This window comes from Nocardia sp. NPDC060259, assembly GCF_042728775.1.
GTDB lineage: Bacteria > Actinomycetota > Actinomycetes > Mycobacteriales > Mycobacteriaceae > Nocardia.
In genome coordinates, this window is sequence record NZ_JBHXAY010000024.1 from 28,022 (window position 1) to 42,662 (window position 14,641).

The 14,641-nt window shown below is 68.3% G+C and carries 16 protein-coding genes, 1 tRNA gene and 1 other RNA gene; 10 read left to right on the forward strand and 8 right to left on the reverse strand.

Annotated elements, in window-relative coordinates:
* Positions 1-62: 62 nt before the first annotated feature.
* The 3 genes from ACFWF2_RS12590 to ACFWF2_RS12600 all read right to left on the reverse strand — a co-directional run bounded on the left by ACFWF2_RS12590 (position 63) and on the right by ACFWF2_RS12600 (position 2,277).
* Positions 63-746 (reverse strand): RDD family protein, encoded by a 684-nt coding sequence (locus tag ACFWF2_RS12590; protein WP_379307457.1) that lies wholly within the window; start codon positions 744-746, stop codon positions 63-65.
* A gap of 42 nt (positions 747-788) precedes the next feature.
* Positions 789-1,715, reverse strand: a complete 927-nt coding sequence (gluQRS, locus tag ACFWF2_RS12595) for a tRNA glutamyl-Q(34) synthetase GluQRS (RefSeq protein ID WP_379307459.1) — start codon at positions 1,713-1,715, stop codon at positions 789-791.
* 76 nt (positions 1,716-1,791) lie between these two features.
* Positions 1,792-2,277, reverse strand: a complete 486-nt coding sequence (locus tag ACFWF2_RS12600) for a DUF309 domain-containing protein (protein ID WP_379307461.1) — start codon at positions 2,275-2,277, stop codon at positions 1,792-1,794.
* A gap of 431 nt (positions 2,278-2,708) precedes the next feature.
* On the opposite strand from ACFWF2_RS12600, the gene ACFWF2_RS12605 reads away from it, so the two are divergent.
* Both ACFWF2_RS12605 and ACFWF2_RS12610 read left to right on the forward strand, forming a co-directional pair.
* Positions 2,709-2,906 carry a DUF397 domain-containing protein gene (locus tag ACFWF2_RS12605; protein ID WP_379307463.1) on the forward strand — a complete coding sequence of 66 codons (198 nt, stop codon included), beginning with the start codon at positions 2,709-2,711 and terminating at the stop codon, positions 2,904-2,906.
* Between the two features lie 85 nt (positions 2,907-2,991).
* On the forward strand, positions 2,992-4,416 hold the full coding sequence (locus ACFWF2_RS12610) for a wax ester/triacylglycerol synthase domain-containing protein (RefSeq protein WP_379307465.1): 1,425 nt from the start codon (positions 2,992-2,994) through the stop codon (positions 4,414-4,416).
* Here the strand turns inward: ACFWF2_RS12610 and ACFWF2_RS12615 are convergent.
* Together ACFWF2_RS12615 and ACFWF2_RS12620 are read right to left on the reverse strand one after the other, a co-directional pair.
* The gene (locus ACFWF2_RS12615) at positions 4,413-4,877 is read right to left on the reverse strand and encodes a helix-turn-helix domain-containing protein (protein WP_379307467.1); all 465 of its coding nucleotides are present in this window, start codon (positions 4,875-4,877) and stop codon (positions 4,413-4,415) included. The genes ACFWF2_RS12610 and ACFWF2_RS12615 overlap by 4 nt on opposite strands.
* A 265-nt stretch (positions 4,878-5,142) precedes the next feature.
* Positions 5,143-5,787 carry a helix-turn-helix domain-containing protein gene (locus tag ACFWF2_RS12620; protein ID WP_379307469.1) on the reverse strand — a complete coding sequence of 215 codons (645 nt, stop codon included), beginning with the start codon at positions 5,785-5,787 and terminating at the stop codon, positions 5,143-5,145.
* Between the two features lie 129 nt (positions 5,788-5,916).
* Between ACFWF2_RS12620 and ACFWF2_RS12625 the strand changes: the two genes are divergently transcribed.
* Positions 5,917-6,048: a hypothetical protein gene (locus ACFWF2_RS12625; RefSeq protein ID WP_268241490.1), complete on the forward strand. Its 132-nt coding sequence runs from the start codon at positions 5,917-5,919 to the stop codon at positions 6,046-6,048.
* A gap of 85 nt (positions 6,049-6,133) precedes the next feature.
* On the forward strand, positions 6,134-7,582 hold the full coding sequence (locus ACFWF2_RS12630) for a threonine/serine exporter ThrE family protein (protein ID WP_379307471.1): 1,449 nt from the start codon (positions 6,134-6,136) through the stop codon (positions 7,580-7,582).
* A 1-nt stretch (position 7,583) separates the two neighbouring features.
* Here the strand turns inward: ACFWF2_RS12630 and ACFWF2_RS12635 are convergent, their stop codons facing one another.
* Positions 7,584-8,009, reverse strand: a complete 426-nt coding sequence (locus tag ACFWF2_RS12635; RefSeq protein ID WP_379307473.1) for a DUF5994 family protein — start codon at positions 8,007-8,009, stop codon at positions 7,584-7,586.
* A gap of 266 nt (positions 8,010-8,275) precedes the next feature.
* Positions 8,276-8,363 (reverse strand) — tRNA-Ser (locus tag ACFWF2_RS12640).
* Positions 8,364-8,498: 135 nt separating this feature from the next.
* Here ACFWF2_RS12640 and ACFWF2_RS12645 point away from each other — a divergent pair.
* The 3 genes from ACFWF2_RS12645 to ACFWF2_RS12655 all read left to right on the forward strand — a co-directional run bounded on the left by ACFWF2_RS12645 (position 8,499) and on the right by ACFWF2_RS12655 (position 10,652).
* Positions 8,499-9,071 (forward strand): TetR/AcrR family transcriptional regulator, encoded by a 573-nt coding sequence (locus ACFWF2_RS12645; protein WP_379307475.1) that lies wholly within the window; start codon positions 8,499-8,501, stop codon positions 9,069-9,071.
* Positions 9,072-9,097: 26 nt separating this feature from the next.
* Positions 9,098-9,192: signal recognition particle sRNA small type (ffs, locus tag ACFWF2_RS12650), an RNA gene on the forward strand.
* A 167-nt stretch (positions 9,193-9,359) separates the two neighbouring features.
* A complete protein-coding gene (locus ACFWF2_RS12655; protein ID WP_379307477.1) occupies positions 9,360-10,652 on the forward strand; it encodes an aminotransferase class I/II-fold pyridoxal phosphate-dependent enzyme in 1,293 nt (430 codons plus the stop codon).
* A 43-nt stretch (positions 10,653-10,695) separates the two neighbouring features.
* On the opposite strand, the gene ACFWF2_RS12660 is transcribed toward ACFWF2_RS12655, so the two are convergent.
* Positions 10,696-11,502, reverse strand: coding sequence for a methyltransferase domain-containing protein (locus tag ACFWF2_RS12660; RefSeq protein ID WP_379307531.1), 807 nt, complete (start codon positions 11,500-11,502; stop codon positions 10,696-10,698).
* Positions 11,503-11,581: 79 nt separating this feature from the next.
* Here ACFWF2_RS12660 and ACFWF2_RS12665 point away from each other — a divergent pair, with 79 nt between their 5' ends.
* From ACFWF2_RS12665 to ACFWF2_RS12675, 3 genes are all read left to right on the forward strand, one after another.
* Positions 11,582-12,169 (forward strand): HhH-GPD-type base excision DNA repair protein, encoded by a 588-nt coding sequence (locus ACFWF2_RS12665; protein WP_379307479.1) that lies wholly within the window; start codon positions 11,582-11,584, stop codon positions 12,167-12,169.
* Positions 12,170-12,266: 97 nt separating this feature from the next.
* Complete coding sequence (locus ACFWF2_RS12670; RefSeq protein WP_379307481.1) at positions 12,267-12,977, forward strand: hypothetical protein; 711 nt, start codon at positions 12,267-12,269, stop codon at positions 12,975-12,977.
* Positions 12,978-13,319: 342 nt separating this feature from the next.
* Positions 13,320-14,600 carry an ROK family protein gene (locus ACFWF2_RS12675; RefSeq protein ID WP_379307483.1) on the forward strand — a complete coding sequence of 427 codons (1,281 nt, stop codon included), beginning with the start codon at positions 13,320-13,322 and terminating at the stop codon, positions 14,598-14,600.
* Positions 14,601-14,641 lie beyond the last annotated feature (41 nt).

Below are 14,641 nucleotides of genomic sequence, written 5' to 3' on the forward strand. Positions count from 1 at the left end.
GGCAAACGAACAGGGGCGCTTCCGTACTCGGAAGCGCCCCTGACGTTTTCGTCAGCTGAAGATCAGCCCTTGACGACCTGCGTGCCGCCGGCGAACTTGTCGTGCCAGCCCTGCTTGTTCGGGTCCTGCGAGATGGTGACCATGATGTAGATGGTCAGGCCGAGCCCGATCAGCGAACCGATGCAGGGGATCGCGCTGGCACCGGTGAACAGGTTGCGCTTGAGGGACTGCTCGGGGGTCAGCTTCGGCGCACCACCGGGCGCGACCACGCGCAGGCCGAGCATCTTCTTGCCCAGCGTCGTGCCCTGGCTGACCTCCATGCCGACGAAGTAGCCGTACACCGCCAGCGACAGGATCGCGGAGGTGATGATCTGGCCACCCGTGCCGCCACCGACGACGAGCCCGAGCACGATCGACAGGGGGATGCCGATGATCAGGTTGTCGATGATGCGCGCGCCGATCCGGACGCCGAGGTCGGCGGCCTGCGTGCCGCCATAAGCCTGCTGGCCGTACGGATCCTGGCCGTAGCCGGGCTGCTGGCCGTACTGGCCCTGCGGGTAGGCGGGCTGCTGCTGGCCGTACGGGTCCTGGTTGTAGCCGGGCTGGGGCTGCCCATAGGGCTGCTGCTGCCCGTATCCCGGCTGCTGGCCGTAACCCGGCTGCTGCTGGCCGTAAGGGTCCTGGCCGTAGCCGCCGGGCTGACCGCCCTGCGGGTACTGGTTGGGGTCGTAACCACCGCTGGTCATAATTCGTCCTCGTCGTGATCAGTAGATCGGTCGCTGCGTACGTTACGGACATCCCTCTGGTCGGAACAACCCGATGGACTCGAGTATCCATGGTTTTTTCGGTACGCGCCTTGCGTTAAAAACTTCGCGGAGCTCTGCTGTTGTCCGTGCGGTGTAGCCGAGTGAATCCGCGATCGCCGCCACCACGTCCTCGGGCGTGTTGCCCAGCGCGCGTTGGTCCGAAAGGCTCACGGCGCCGTCGCGTTTGGCCAGCCGCTTGCCCTCCTGATTGAGCACCAGCGGCACGTGCGCGTAGGTGGGCGCGGCCAGACCGAGCAGCTCGGCGAGATAGGCCTGGCGCGGTGTCGACGGCAGCAGGTCGTCGCCGCGGACCACCTGGTCGACGCCTTGGGCCGCATCGTCGAAGACGACAGCCAGGTTGTAGGCGGGGATACCGTCGCCGCGGCGCAGCACCAAATCGTCGACGGCGCCGTGATATCGGCCGTGCAGCAGATCGGTGATCTCGAAATCGTCGACGTCGGCGCGCAATCGCAGTGCGGCGGGCCGTCCTTCGGCGCGCCGGGCCGCGCGTTGCGCGCCGCTGAGGTGACGGCAGGTGCCAGGGTAGGCACCCATCGGCCCGTGCGGCGCCGAGGCGGCCTTCTGGATTTCGCGCCTGGTGCAGAAACATTCATAGGTGCGTCCCGCCGCGGTGAGTTCGGCGATCGCCGCGTCGTAGATCGGCAGCCGCTCGGACTGGCGCACCACGGGGCCGTCCCAGTCGATGCCGATGGCGGCGAGATCGTCGAGCTGGCGTTCGGCGGCGCCGGGTCGGACCCGGTCGAGATCGTCGACGCGGAGCAGGAACGCGCGTCCGGTGGTGCGGGCGAACAGCCAGGCCAGGATCGCGGTGCGCAGATTGCCCAGGTGTAGTTCACCCGACGGGCTCGGGGCGTACCGGCCTGCGCCGGTGGAAAGGCTGGTTGGCACCAAGCAAGCTTAGGCGTACCTCCACCTCCGCTCCGGCCGTGCGCCGGTCTGCCTAGGGCTGGGACCGCTGCGCCGATCAGGCGCGCTCGTGACACAGCCGCGGTCGCAGCTCCTGTTCGGGGATGGCGGTCCCCGCGTCGAGCGCGGCGAGCAGCTCGGCCGCGTGGGCGATCAGCCCGGCACGGTCCACCTCGTGCTGCTGGGCATTCGCCGGGTAGGAGCCGAGCCGCTCGCTCGCGCGGCGCAGGAGAGTACCCGCGCCCTTGGCGTTTCCACGCTGGATGTGGGTGATGCCGACGGCGTACTGCGCGAGGCCCTGCCAGAGCATCCGCTCGGCTACCGGTCCGTTCTTCCACGCCGCCTCCAATACCTCGTGGGCATTGAATGCCAAACCGTCGTCCAGCAGTTGCTGAGCGAAGGTGAGAGTTTGCTGGGGCCCGAGCTCGAGGTCGTCCGGAATTCGGGCGACTCCGGCACTGCCGGGTGGCAGCGGCCTGCCGAGCCGGTCCCTGGGGCGGTCGTTACGGGCACGACCTGCGGCATCGCGGTCACGGGAGATCATTCCCCCATGATCCACGCCTGCCGCCGATGGTGCGCACGGGACTGGTGGAGCTGCTGAGAAATTGACGTATCACGGACTAATCACATGGAAGTAATAGTTGATGTGTCAGCCGGATACGGAATGGGTATGACGGTCCGGCAATGCTCCCGCAAACGTGAAGCTTCGCAAGCTTGGCAAACCCATATGAGAAAGCAAATTCTCATCCGCAAACTTGCGGAAGACCTGCTAGTGTTTCTTCCGCGGGGGCAGCCCCCGGAGGCAGAAACGCCTCGATGCGCTGGTTCGTGCCGATCGGTTGCGCGCGCCGTGTGGCAGTGCCCTGTGTGCCACGAAGTAACTCGTCGGTCGCGCCGGATATCGGAATGTTGCAACGATTCCTGGAGTAATCCCGTTCTCGATCATGCAAAGGAGTAAGTGCCGTGGAGGTTGATGTGACGGACGCTGTGTGGCGGAAGAGCACCTACAGCGGACCCGATGGGAACTGCGTGGAAGTGGCCTTTCTCGCCGGCGGCGATGTCGCGGTCCGCGACACCAAGGATCGCGGTCGCGGTCCCGTGCTGGCCTTCGGACCGGGAGAGTGGCGAGCGTTCCTAGCCGACGTCACCTCGGGAGAGTTCGCGCGCGGCTGATCCGCGCCATGCGCCTCGAGAAGGCAGCACGGGCCCCGGGTCGGTAGGACTCGGGGCCTTCTCTGTGGTGGCCTATCGTGGCCGGATGACCACGATGGCGCCACGTGACGCGACGATGTTCTGGCTGTCGCGGCGGACCGTCAATGATGTGTTTCTGCTCTACTGCTTCGCCGAAACCGACGCCACCACAGCCGAACTCGGCGCTTTCGTCGCCGCGCGCGCCGCGTCCATTCCGGATCTGCGGATCCGGCTGCGGGAGATACCGGGCAATCTCGACTATCCCCGGTGGGAGCCCGCCGAATTCACGTCCCAGCAATTCGTGACCCATCGGCCGGACGGTCTGCGCTGGCCTTTCCTGCTCGACCGCCTCGGCGAACTTCTGGGCACCGGCCTTGACGCTACCGAATTCCCTTGGCGCGTCCATGTTTTCCGTGCCGTGCGTGATGCGCCGGTCGCGGCCGGGCCCGCGCTGGTCGTGGTGCTGCAGCTCTCGCACGCCCTGGCCGACGGCACCCGCGCCGCCGCCGTCGCGCGATCACTCTTCGCGCAGGCGGCGGCCGGTGAAGTTGTCCCCAGCTCTCCCGGTGAACCTGTGGATAACTCGGCAAATCGCCCGGTCGGACCTGTGAAAACTCCTGCACAGCCTGTGGATTACTGTGGACAGATCTGTGCATGGGCGGCCGGTTCGAGAGTGTCTGGCGTGCTGCGCTTTCCCCGGCAACTGGTCACCACGGTCCGGCGCGGCTACGCCGCCTACCAGGCGCAGCGGGAATTGGCGGAGCGTACGGCCGCGGGCGAGGTGCCAGCGGCCACAATCGGGTTCGCGCCGTGCCGGGTCAACCCGGCGAGGCCGGTAGCCGCGCTCGATCACCGGGTGCGGCTACTGGTCGTCGACGCCGCGGCTGTGCGGGTGCCCGGCCGAACCGTCACAGTCGTTGCCCTGACAGCCATATCGCAAGCGCTGTCGGCGTACCTCGCCGAACACGGTGACCGGCCCGAACGTCTCGGAACCGCCCTGCCGATGGCGGTGCCGGCGTCGGGCACGGCGCGCAACAACTACCGCGGCCTGTCCATCGACCTGCACATCGGCGAACCCGACCTCGCCGTCCGCGCTGACCTGATCGCCGCCGACCTCGCCACCCGCCGCGAGCGCGCACTGAATCCACTGCTCGCCGTACAGGACCGGGTCGGCGAGACGGTCCCGGCGATGCTGGCCGCACGTGACGTAGCGCGCGCCGACCTGAACAGCGTCCCGGACGCCCTCGACGGCAACACCGTGGTCTCCAGCGTCTACCGCGGCGCGGCCGATCTCGCCTTCGCGGGCGCTCCCGTCCTGTTCACCGGTGGTTTCCCCGCCATCGGTACCGTCATGCACCTCACCCACGGGGTCCACGGCATCGGCGAAACCATCACGCTGTCAGTACATTTCGATGCCGAGCTCCTGGCCGATCCGGATCGCTATCTGACCCTGCTCGGCGAGTCGCTGGCCGCGGTCGTCGCGGCACATTAGTCGCGTGTGCGGCGCAATTCGATGCCGATGGCGCGCAGGGCCGAATGCAGTGCGGTCGCGGGATCGGTGCCCGTTGCCTCGCCTTCGATCAGGCCGTCGATGCGGAACGGGCAGAAGTAGCCGGTGCCGGTCTGGTGTGGCCTGCCGATCTCGATGAGCGGGCGGGTGGCGCCGAGTTCGGCGGCGATCGCGTCGGCGAGGGCGGCGTCGGCGGCGCGTGGGTCGCGTCGACGGGTCGCGGGGAGGGCGGGCGCCGATTGCGCGTGCACCCGTTCGTACCAGTCGATCACCTCGGACGGCACTGCGCGCGTTCCGGTTTCGTAGTGACCGAGCGCCGCCCGGGAGTAGGGGACGCGGGTCGCCAGTGCGGCCAGGGATAGGCCGGCCTCTTCGCGGAGTTGTCGCAACCGTGCCCCGACGACGGTGGTCTCGCCGTTCCCCTGCTCGCCCCGACTGGACATGGACCCATCGTAGAGAACTGTAGACGTTTGTAGACGCTTTTTGCTGTCCAAAAGGTCTTGACGGCGACCATACTTTGCTGCGGTGGCTTCGACGCCACCATACCGCGTCACCCGTGCAGCACCGACTGGTTCGGAGGGGACAGATGGACATCTACCTGTGGATCGCTGTGGGACTGTTCGTATTCGGAGCGCTGACCCGCTACCTGCTACTCCTGCCGCCCGCGGACCACGGACGGCCGAGCGTGCACGACATCCGGCGACGGCTTCAGTCCGAGCGCGAACTCCCCGGCCACGACTCCACCGTGCCGTCGGTGCGGACCAGTTCCGACAGGAGCTTCTCGGCGTCGGACTTCTCCCTGGCCAGGGCGCTCCAGCCGCGGACGACACCGTCCGCGCGGGACTTCGTCGTCCACGAGCCGACGGCATGAGCGCCCTGGGGATGCAGCGAGTAGTAGATGGTGCCGATCGGCCACCCGACGTCCATGCCGCGAACCCAGCCGGTGAGCGCGTCACCGTCCCACACCCGCATCTCGCCCCGCATCTGCGTGGCCGGGTCGTCCTGCGCCGCAGGCGTTTCGGCGGCCGAGTCGATCAGCAGGTGGTCGCCCTCGTGCCGGATGGTCACCGGCGTTACCTCGACCTCGTCGCCGTGGTTCGCCGCTTTCTGCCAGGCTGCCCACCACCGGCCCGCCAGGTCGATCCGGTTGTCGACGATGCCTGCCAATTCGGCGAGCGAGATCTGCAGCGCATCGGCCAGCCGGATCGCGACGGGCAGCGTCGGCGACTGTTCCTCGGATTCGTACCGGGTGATCTGCCGCGAGCTCACCCCGATCGCGGTGGCGAGCGCGGGCTGCGACAGCCCGAGCAACCGCCGCCGCTCCTGGATCACCTTCCCCGTCCCGGTGTTCATACAGTCATCGCCTCCATCGCCGGCCCCTACCGTCACACCCTGCTGGACACATCCGCACCAGACCCGCCGTCATCGCGTGCCGCCGCCAGGGGTCGCGAAGACCACTGGCGCGGCGCACATGCCGACTGCGTGGCCGATTCTCCCATCTCTTCGCTCCAGCAGGCCCGTTTCGTGCTGACTCAGCACGACGGGTGTGGTCCGCGCTGCCTGCAGCACCTGGCGGCCACGGCCTACAGCACCGGCCTGATCGAGGACATCTGAGCTGACCGCGCCGTGACAACGCGACACGTTGACGAACTCGTTGCGAGATGACGAACGTGCCGCGAACGCCGTTACCGTCGATGGTATGAGTGCGGACCCAGCGGCGGAAGGCGACGGCGGCACGATCACCGAACGCCCAGGTCTGCGCCAGCGGTGGCGGTTGCGCAGGCCGTTCGTCCTGCCCTCGCAGCGCGCCACCGCCGACAACATCACCGCAGCGCCGACCCCGCTGCAGCCGATCGATCTCACCGACGACGCCGAGGTGTCGCAGGTGCTCGACCTGGCGGTGCGGGTGGGTGAGGTGGTGCTGTCGGCGGGTACCGGTGTCGTGGACACCTCGGCGCAGGTGCGCTTCATCGCCTCCACCTACGGCTTGGACAAATGCGATATCGACGTCACCTTCGACGCGATCCGCATCTGGGCCGACCGCGGTCCCCGGCTACCGCCTGCCAGCGATATGCGGATCGTGAAGTACCGCTCGCTCGACTTCACCCGGCTGGCCGCGGTCGACCGCCTGACCCGCCGGATCCGCAGCCAGGTCGTGCCAGTCGACCAGGCGCACGCGGCGCTCGACGAGATCGTCTCGTCGCGGCACCCGTATCCACGATGGGTGTCCACGGCGGGCTGGTCGCTGCTGGCGGCCGCGATCGCGGTGCTGCTCGGCGGCGGCGTTCTGCTCGCCGCCATCAGCTTCGCGACGACCGCGCTGATCGATGTGGTCAACCGGGCGCTGCATCAACTCGGCCTGCCGATCTTCTTCCAGCACATGATCGGTGGTGTCATCGCCGCCGCGCCCGCCATCGCGCTGGCCGCGTTCAGTGATCACTGGCGAGCCGACGCCGCGCTGATCGTCGCGGCGGGCATCACCGTGCTGCTCAGTGGGCAGCAGCTGGTCGGTTCGGTGCAGGACGCCATCACCGGCGCGCCGATCACCGCGGCGGCCCGCATGCTCGAGGTGGTGATGATGACCGGCGGCATCGTCGCTGGTATCGGTCTGGCGCTGCGGATTTCGACGATGCTGGGGATCGCGGTGCCGGAGATCGCGGCCGGCGCGGGCCAGGACACCGAATTTCTGGCGATCAAGCTGAGCGCCGGTGCGGTGGCGGCGATCGCCTTCGCGTTGGCCTGCTATGCCGAGCGTCGTGCCCTGTTCGCGGCCGGGCTCAGCGGTGCGGCGGGCACCATGGCCTTCCTCGGCACGCAGGACATCGGGTTCGGACCGGTCGTCGCCTCCGGTATGGCGGCCACCCTGGTCGGTCTGGCCGGTGGTCTGATGGCGCGCCGGGCGCTGACGCCGCCGCTGGTCGTCGCGGTCGCCGGCATCACGCCGCTGCTGCCGGGCCTGAAGGTGTATCGCGGGCTGTACGCCCTGCTCGAGGACGAAACGCTGCTCGGTTTCGGGCAGATTCTCGGCGCGTTCGGTGTGGGCTGCGCGCTGGCGGCGGGCGTCGTTCTCGGTGAGTGGTTCGACCGATTGCTGAGCCGCCGCGGTGCGCCGCGCGACTTCGACCCGACCTACACCAGCGACCGATGAACTAAGTCTGGACGAGGGTGCGCGGCCCGTCGGCCGCGGATTCGGCGGGCGCGGGATCCTGGATGCGCGGTTTGCCTGCCGCCCAGCGCATCTGGCTGCGGGCGGCGGGCGCCTCGGTCGCCGCCGGGATGACGAGCAGCGCCAGCGCGGCGCCATTGCTGCCGACCACGTGCATGATGCGCGAGGCCTGCTCGCCCTTGGCGTCGTCAGCGGAATCGACGGCGTTCCAGTCGAATCCGAGGCGGGCGAGCTTGCCGATGCGCGGCGATACCGCGTGCACCAGCTGGTGCAGCTCGGTCATCGGCTGATCGGTGCGCGGCCACCAGGCGCCGTCGATCGGGCCGGTGGCGGCATGGCGGTCACGCAGCATCAGCCGGATCGGCCCGGTCGCGTCGCGACCGATGCTCGTTTCAGGTGCTGTATTCACTACGAATGATGTCTTTCTGAAGTCTCGAGGGGCGCCGTCGGGTAAACATCGACCGGCACACGCCGTCCGTTTACGGACGGGCACTGGGGTTGGGTACCCACTCCACTGTGTCGGCACGCACACATCTGTGACCGTGGCGGCGACACCGGCGGTGGGTGTGGTGGGGGTCTCCCGCACTGTCGGGGCTCACTCTACGGAAGCCCACCGACAGATCCACCGATTAAACGAACAGGGCCCCGACCGGCGAACCGATCAGGGCCCTGCTGTGGCGGAGGATAGGGGATTTGAACCCCTGAGGGCGTTAACCCAACCCGCGTTCCAGGCGAGCGCCATAGGCCACTAGGCGAATCCTCCGTGGAGCAGCATAGCGGTCCTGGTGCCCCGGTGTAAAAACGGGTCGGGTCGGTCAGGGCGGATCCATGGACTATACGGATACGTACACTGGGGGCTCGGGCCGCTCGGGTGGCGGTCGAAGCCGAGCGATATGAGGTGGAACACGTCGTGGGCGTCGCGCGAACTCCCCGGTCGAGATGGGTCGAGGAAGGCCTGCAAGTCCTGGCCTCCTCGGGTGTCGACGCGGTCAGGGTGGAGGCATTGGCCAAGCGGATCGGCGTCACCAAGGGCGGGTTCTACGGCTATTTCGCCGATCGCGACGCGCTGCTGGTCGCCATGCTCGAGGCGTGGGAGAGCGAGGCCGTCGACCAGGTGATCGAGCAGGTCGAGCACGCGGGGGTCGACCCGAAGACCAAGGCGCGGCTGGCGGGCGTGCTCACCTTCTCCAGCAACCGGCTGCTGCCGATCGATCTCGCCATCCGCGACTGGGCCCGCCGCGACGACGACGTCGCCGAGCGCCTGCGCCGGGTCGACAATCGTCGAATGGCGCTGCTGCGCGAGACGATCGGTGAATTCTGCGATGATCCCGACGAAGTGGAAGCCCGCAGCCTGCTCGCCTTCTGCGCGGTGATCGGCGGCCACTTCCTCGCCGCCGACCACGAGGGCCGCACCCGCGTTCAGGTCATGGCCCGCGCCGCCGACCTGCTGTTCGATCCCCCCGATCGCTAGTCGGCCCGATAACCGCTACACTGGCCGACGGATCCCGCGCGGCGCGCATCCTGTGAACTCCCCCAGGGCCGGAAGGCAGCAAGGGTCAACGGGCTCTGCCGGGTGCGCGGGGTCCCCTTTATTTTCTGGGGATCCCCGCCTGATCGATCGGCCTACGCACCTTCGCAGTGTGCGAGCCTCATCCGGCCCCGGATACCCCACCGATTCCGAGCAACCGCCGGGTAACGTTGCGGGTGTCGGCACGCGCAGCGTGCACCCCCACCTTGCTGCTTCGAAAGGCTGCCCAGGATGCCCCGGCAAACGCAGATCGGTTTGATGAGCCACGCGGAACTCGTGTCCGAGCACGAGTCCCAGACCGCGAATTACGCGAAGCTCGAGACCGAGAAGCTCACGCTGGATCTCACCCGAGGTAAGCCATCGCCGGAACAACTCGACTTGTCCGCGTCCCTACTGGCGTTACCCGGTGACGGCGATTTCCGCGACGGGTCCGGCACCGACTGCCGTAACTACGGCGGTCTCAACGGCCTGCCCGAACTGCGCGCCATCTTCGGTGAGCTGCTCGGCATCCCGGTCGAGCAGCTGATCGCGGGCAACAACGCCAGCCTCGAGCTCATGCACGACAACATCGTCTTCGCCATGCTCTACGGCGCCCCGGATTCGCCGCGCCGCTGGGCGGCGGAGGAGACGATCAAGTGGCTGTGCCCGGCCCCCGGCTACGACCGGCACTTCGCGATCACCGAGGCGCTCGGCATCGAGATGATCACCATCCCGATGAACAACGACGGCCCTGACACCAGGGCCATCGCGACGCTGCTGGCAAACGACCCGCAGATCAAGGGCCTGTGGGCGGTGCCGAACTACGCCAACCCGACCGGCGCCGTCTTCTCCGAAGAGGTTGTCCGCGAGCTGGTTACGATGCCTGCCGCCGCGCCGGACTTCCGGCTGTTCTGGGACAACGCCTACGCGGTGCACCCGCTGACCGATACCGCGGCGCCGGTGCTCGACGTCCTCGGCATGGCCGCGGCGGCGGGTAACCCGAACCGGCCGCTGGTGTTCGCCTCCACCTCCAAGATCACCTTCGCCGGTGCGGGCGTGAGCTTCTTCGGCGCGTCCAAGGCGAACCTGGACTGGTACCTGTCGCACGCGGCGAAGAAGAGCATCGGCCCCGACAAGCTCAACCAGCTGCGGCACCTGCGCTTCTTCACCGACGCCGAGGGCGTGCGCGAGCACATGCAGAAGCACCGCAGGCTGCTCGAGCCGAAGTTCGCGCTGGTCCGCCGCATTCTGGAGGATCGCCTCGGCGCCTCCAAGGTCGCGTCGTGGACCGAGCCCAAGGGCGGCTACTTCATCAGCCTCGACGTGCTCGAGGGCACGGCGGCCAGGGTGATCGCGCTGGCCAAGGACGCGGGCATCGCCCTCACCGCCGCCGGCTCGGCGTTCCCGTACGGCAACGACCCCGAGGACAAGAACATCCGCATCGCCCCCTCCTTCCCGCAGCTGCCGGAACTGGAGAAGGCGATGGACGGCCTGGCTACCTGTGTGCTGCTCGCAGCGACAGAAAAACTGCTCGCCCAGCACTGAGTTCTACGAGCCGGGCGCGCACACCCGCGCGCCCGGCTTCGGCTCAGGAAGGCTTGTGCACCAGCACGCCGAACATGGTGACCGAGATGTGGACATCCCCGCGATCGGCGCCCGCCTGCAGGTCGGCGACGAGCTGATCCCGCTCGGCGGCGGTGATCGTCCCGCGCAGCACGGCCAGCTCGGCGATCCGGCTGACCAGCGCGCCCGCGCCCACACTGCGGTCCTGCACCAGCGCGTGCGAACCGATCTCGTCGACGACCAGGCCGGCATCGCTGAGCAGACCGGCCAGCCTGCGCCCGGACAGCGGGTTCGTTGTCGAGGAGATCAGGGTGTCGATCACGGCGCCGACCACCCGGTGGTCGCCCGGATGCACGATCGCCGTCTTCCAGTCGCTGTCGACCACCACCGCGCGGCCACCTGGCCGCAGCACCCTGGCGATCTCGGCCGCGGCGCGCGCAGGCGCGGTCAGATGCTGGAACACCCGTTCGCAGAGCACCGCGTCGAAGGTGTCGTTGCCGAACGGCAGGCCGTAGGCGTCACCGGTGGCGAAGGTCGCGGCCGAGCCATGTTCCTCGGCCCTGCGCTCGGCCGAGGCGATCAGGTTCGGATCGGGTTCGACGCCGACAGCGGTGCCGGTCGGCCCGACGGCGTCGGCGAAGACGAACACCTCCGAGCCGGTACCGGATCCGATGTCGAGGGCACTCTCACCCGGCCGCAAGCCGAGCGCATGGTGGCTCCAGGCCCGTAGCCTGCGCATCCCGGGCTGGGTGACCTCCAGGTCATGAGCGTCGATCAGTTGGTTCTTGCCCGCTTGATCGAAGCGGTCAGGGCGTGGGGTGTAGTCGGTCATACTTACCGCCATCGTGGGAACCTCGGTCCTGGTGAGCATGGACTCAGAGGCTATAGGTGAATTGTGTCACGATGAATGTATGACTCGTACGCTGTGTCTCGCGCAGGACCCTGAGGCCGACGAACTCCTGAGCACCGATGATTTCGCGTTGCTGCTGGGAATGCTGCTCGATCAGCAGTATCCGATGGAGCACGCGTTTCGGGGTCCGCGCAAACTCGCGGAGCGCATGGACGGATTCGATCTGCGCCGGATCGCCGGCGCCGATCCGGCCGAATTCGAGGAACTCGCCGCGACGCCGCCCGCCATCCATCGCTACGGGCGGTCGATGGCGCGGCGCGCGCAGGCGCTGGCCCAGTACGTGATCGAGCACTACGACGGCGTGCCCGCCAACATCTGGACCGAGGGCGATCCAGACGGCAAAGAGGTGCTGCGCCGGTTGCAGGACCTGCCCGGATTCGGCGCGCAGAAGGCGAAGATCTTCCTCGCGCTGCTCGGTAAGCAGCGTGACGTGCATCCCGACGGCTGGCGCGCAGCGGCCGGATCCTATGGCGACGAAGGGTCGCGCCGCTCGGTCGCCGATGTGGTCGATGCCGAAACACTCGCCGAAGTAAGGGAATTCAAGAAACAGGCGAAAGCGGCCGCGAAGTCCGCCGGTATGAATTCCTAGTTACGATCTGCCTGCGTTTTTCCCTCGTCACCAGCGTGGGTTTGCTCGAAGCTTGCTTCTCGAACAGCTCCACGACAGATGAGGGATTGGCAGTTTTATGAAGATGAGGAAGCTCGCCGTGGTTGCGGCGCTCCTGACCATGGCAACCGGTGTTGCCACGGGCACCTCGGTCGCGGCGCCGGCCCCGCAGGCCGATGCTCCCGTCGGCTTCACCGCCCAGGAAGTGAACGGCACGTCAGTCATCACCACCGACGCGGGTTCGCTGGTCGTCGAGGAAGGCGCGTTCAAGGTGAAGGCCGCCGACGGCACGACCGTCGCGGCCACTCCGCTGTCGTTCCGGCTCGACGACTTCGAGTTGCCGATCGCGGCCGAGATCGCCGGCAACACCGCGACCCTGACCCCGCAGCTCGACCCGGCCAAGGCGGTCTACAAGCCGGTCGCCCTGCCGTTCGAGGACAAGGCGCCGTTCAAGTCAGAATACGACCGTGAGGTCGCGGCCTGGTCGCGACTGACCTCCACCATCTCGCTCGGCGCCGCGGTCGGCACCCTCGTCGGCGGCCTCGGTGGCGCCACGGTGGGCTGCGTCCTAGGCGGCATCGTCGGCACCACCGTCGCCGCGGCCACCATCATCGGTCTGTTCGGCCCGTTCCTGCCCGCCGCCGTGGTCGGCTGCATCGGTGGCATCATCGCCGTCGGCGCCCTCGGCACCCTGGCCGGTCAGATCTTCGTCACTGCTCCGGTGGCGATCGGTGCGGCGATCCAGTACTTCACCACCATCAACGCACCCTTCACCGCACCGGCCAAGTAGCCGAGCAACGCGCGAGCGCCCCATCCGGTCCGCCGGATGGGGCGCTTTTGCGCTCCCACGACAGGGGTGTTGACCTGGGGAAATGGTGTGCCGCGCGGCACAATCCGCCGGTTCGGCTTGGATGGGTCCGGATTCGGTGTTAACTTGATTGTTATGTCCGGCAACCATCTCACCGCCAAGCGGGTCACCTACGTGACCGCCGCGCTGGGTCTGCGGTTGCCGTTGACGCGTGAACTTTGTCGTTCCTGATGCTGCAGCTGGGCCGTCTCCGGCTCGCGAGCTGCCACGCCATACGTGTCGGCAATTCCGTTGGGACAACGGGATTTCAGCAAGGAACTTCATATGTCTACTCCCATCATCGATCGCCCCGTCAGCCGGGCGGCCGCCGGTCGTCCCCGGGTTTCGCGTCCCGTGGTCGCCCCTGAGCTGCGCCGCAGCGACAACCCCGCCGCCGCCGTGCTGCGGACCGCCGCCTCCGGGCCGGTCTCGCGCGACAACGCAGCGCGGGCCACGGGTTTGAGCATCGCCACCGTGAATCGGCAAGTGGCGTCGCTGCTTTCGGCGGGTCTGCTGCGGGAGCGTCCCGATCTGACCGCCGCCGGCGCGGTCGGGCGGCCCCGGGTGCCGTTCGAGATCGACCACGAGGCCTATCTGACGCTGGGTATCCACGTCGGCGCCGCCGCGACCAAGATCGTCGCGGCCGACCTGCGCGGACGCATTCTCGGTGGTCTCGCCATCGCGACCCCGCAGACCGGCCAGGAGTTCGCGGTCACCACCGTCGCCCGCAGCGCCAAGGCGTTCCTGCAGCGCTGGCATCGGCGCACACCGCTGTGGGCCGGCGTTGCCATCGGCGGGCGCGTCGATCCGCACACCGGCGTGGTCGACCATCCCAAGCTGGACTGGAAGGGCGCGCCGATCGGGCAGGTCCTCGGCGATGTGCTGGAACTGCCGGTTTCGGTGGCCCCGCACGTCGAGGCGATGGCCGCCTCGGAACTGCTGCTGCCGACCTTCGACGCGCGCAGGCCGGAACCCGACACCGAACTGCCGGCCACCCAGCACGGCAGCAGCCTCTACTTCTATGTCCGCGAGACCGCGGGCATCGCCGTCACTCTCGACGGCCGGGTGCACACCCCGAACAACGGTCCCGGTTCCATCGCGCACCTGCCTACCGGCTCCGACGTGCAGTGCACCTGCGGGCGACGTGGCTGCTTGGAAGTGACCGTCGGCGACCGGGCCCTGCAGGCCCGTGCGGTCGGCCGCGGAATCATCCCGGCGCACAACGGAACCGCGGGCACGACCATCGCCGACCTCTACCGCGCAGCGGAATCCGGGTCAGAGGGCGCGCGCGAGCTGCTCGCGGAGCGGGCGACGATGCTCGGCCAGACCGTCGCCCTGGTCCGCGACATGCTCAACCCCGACCGGGTCGTGCTCGGCGGCCAGGCCTTCACCGGCTACCGGCCCGCGCTGCCGCACGTGGCGAGGGCGTTCACACAGAGCACCCAGCTGCCGCCCACCGACATCCGGATCAGCGGATTCGGCGGCAAGGTACAGGAATTCGCCGCGGTGGTCACCTCGCTCAGCGCGCTCTACGCGGACCCGCTGGCGGCCATCCGCAGGATCTAGCAGGCGGTTCGCGAGCCCTCGAGAGGGCCGCGAACCGTCCG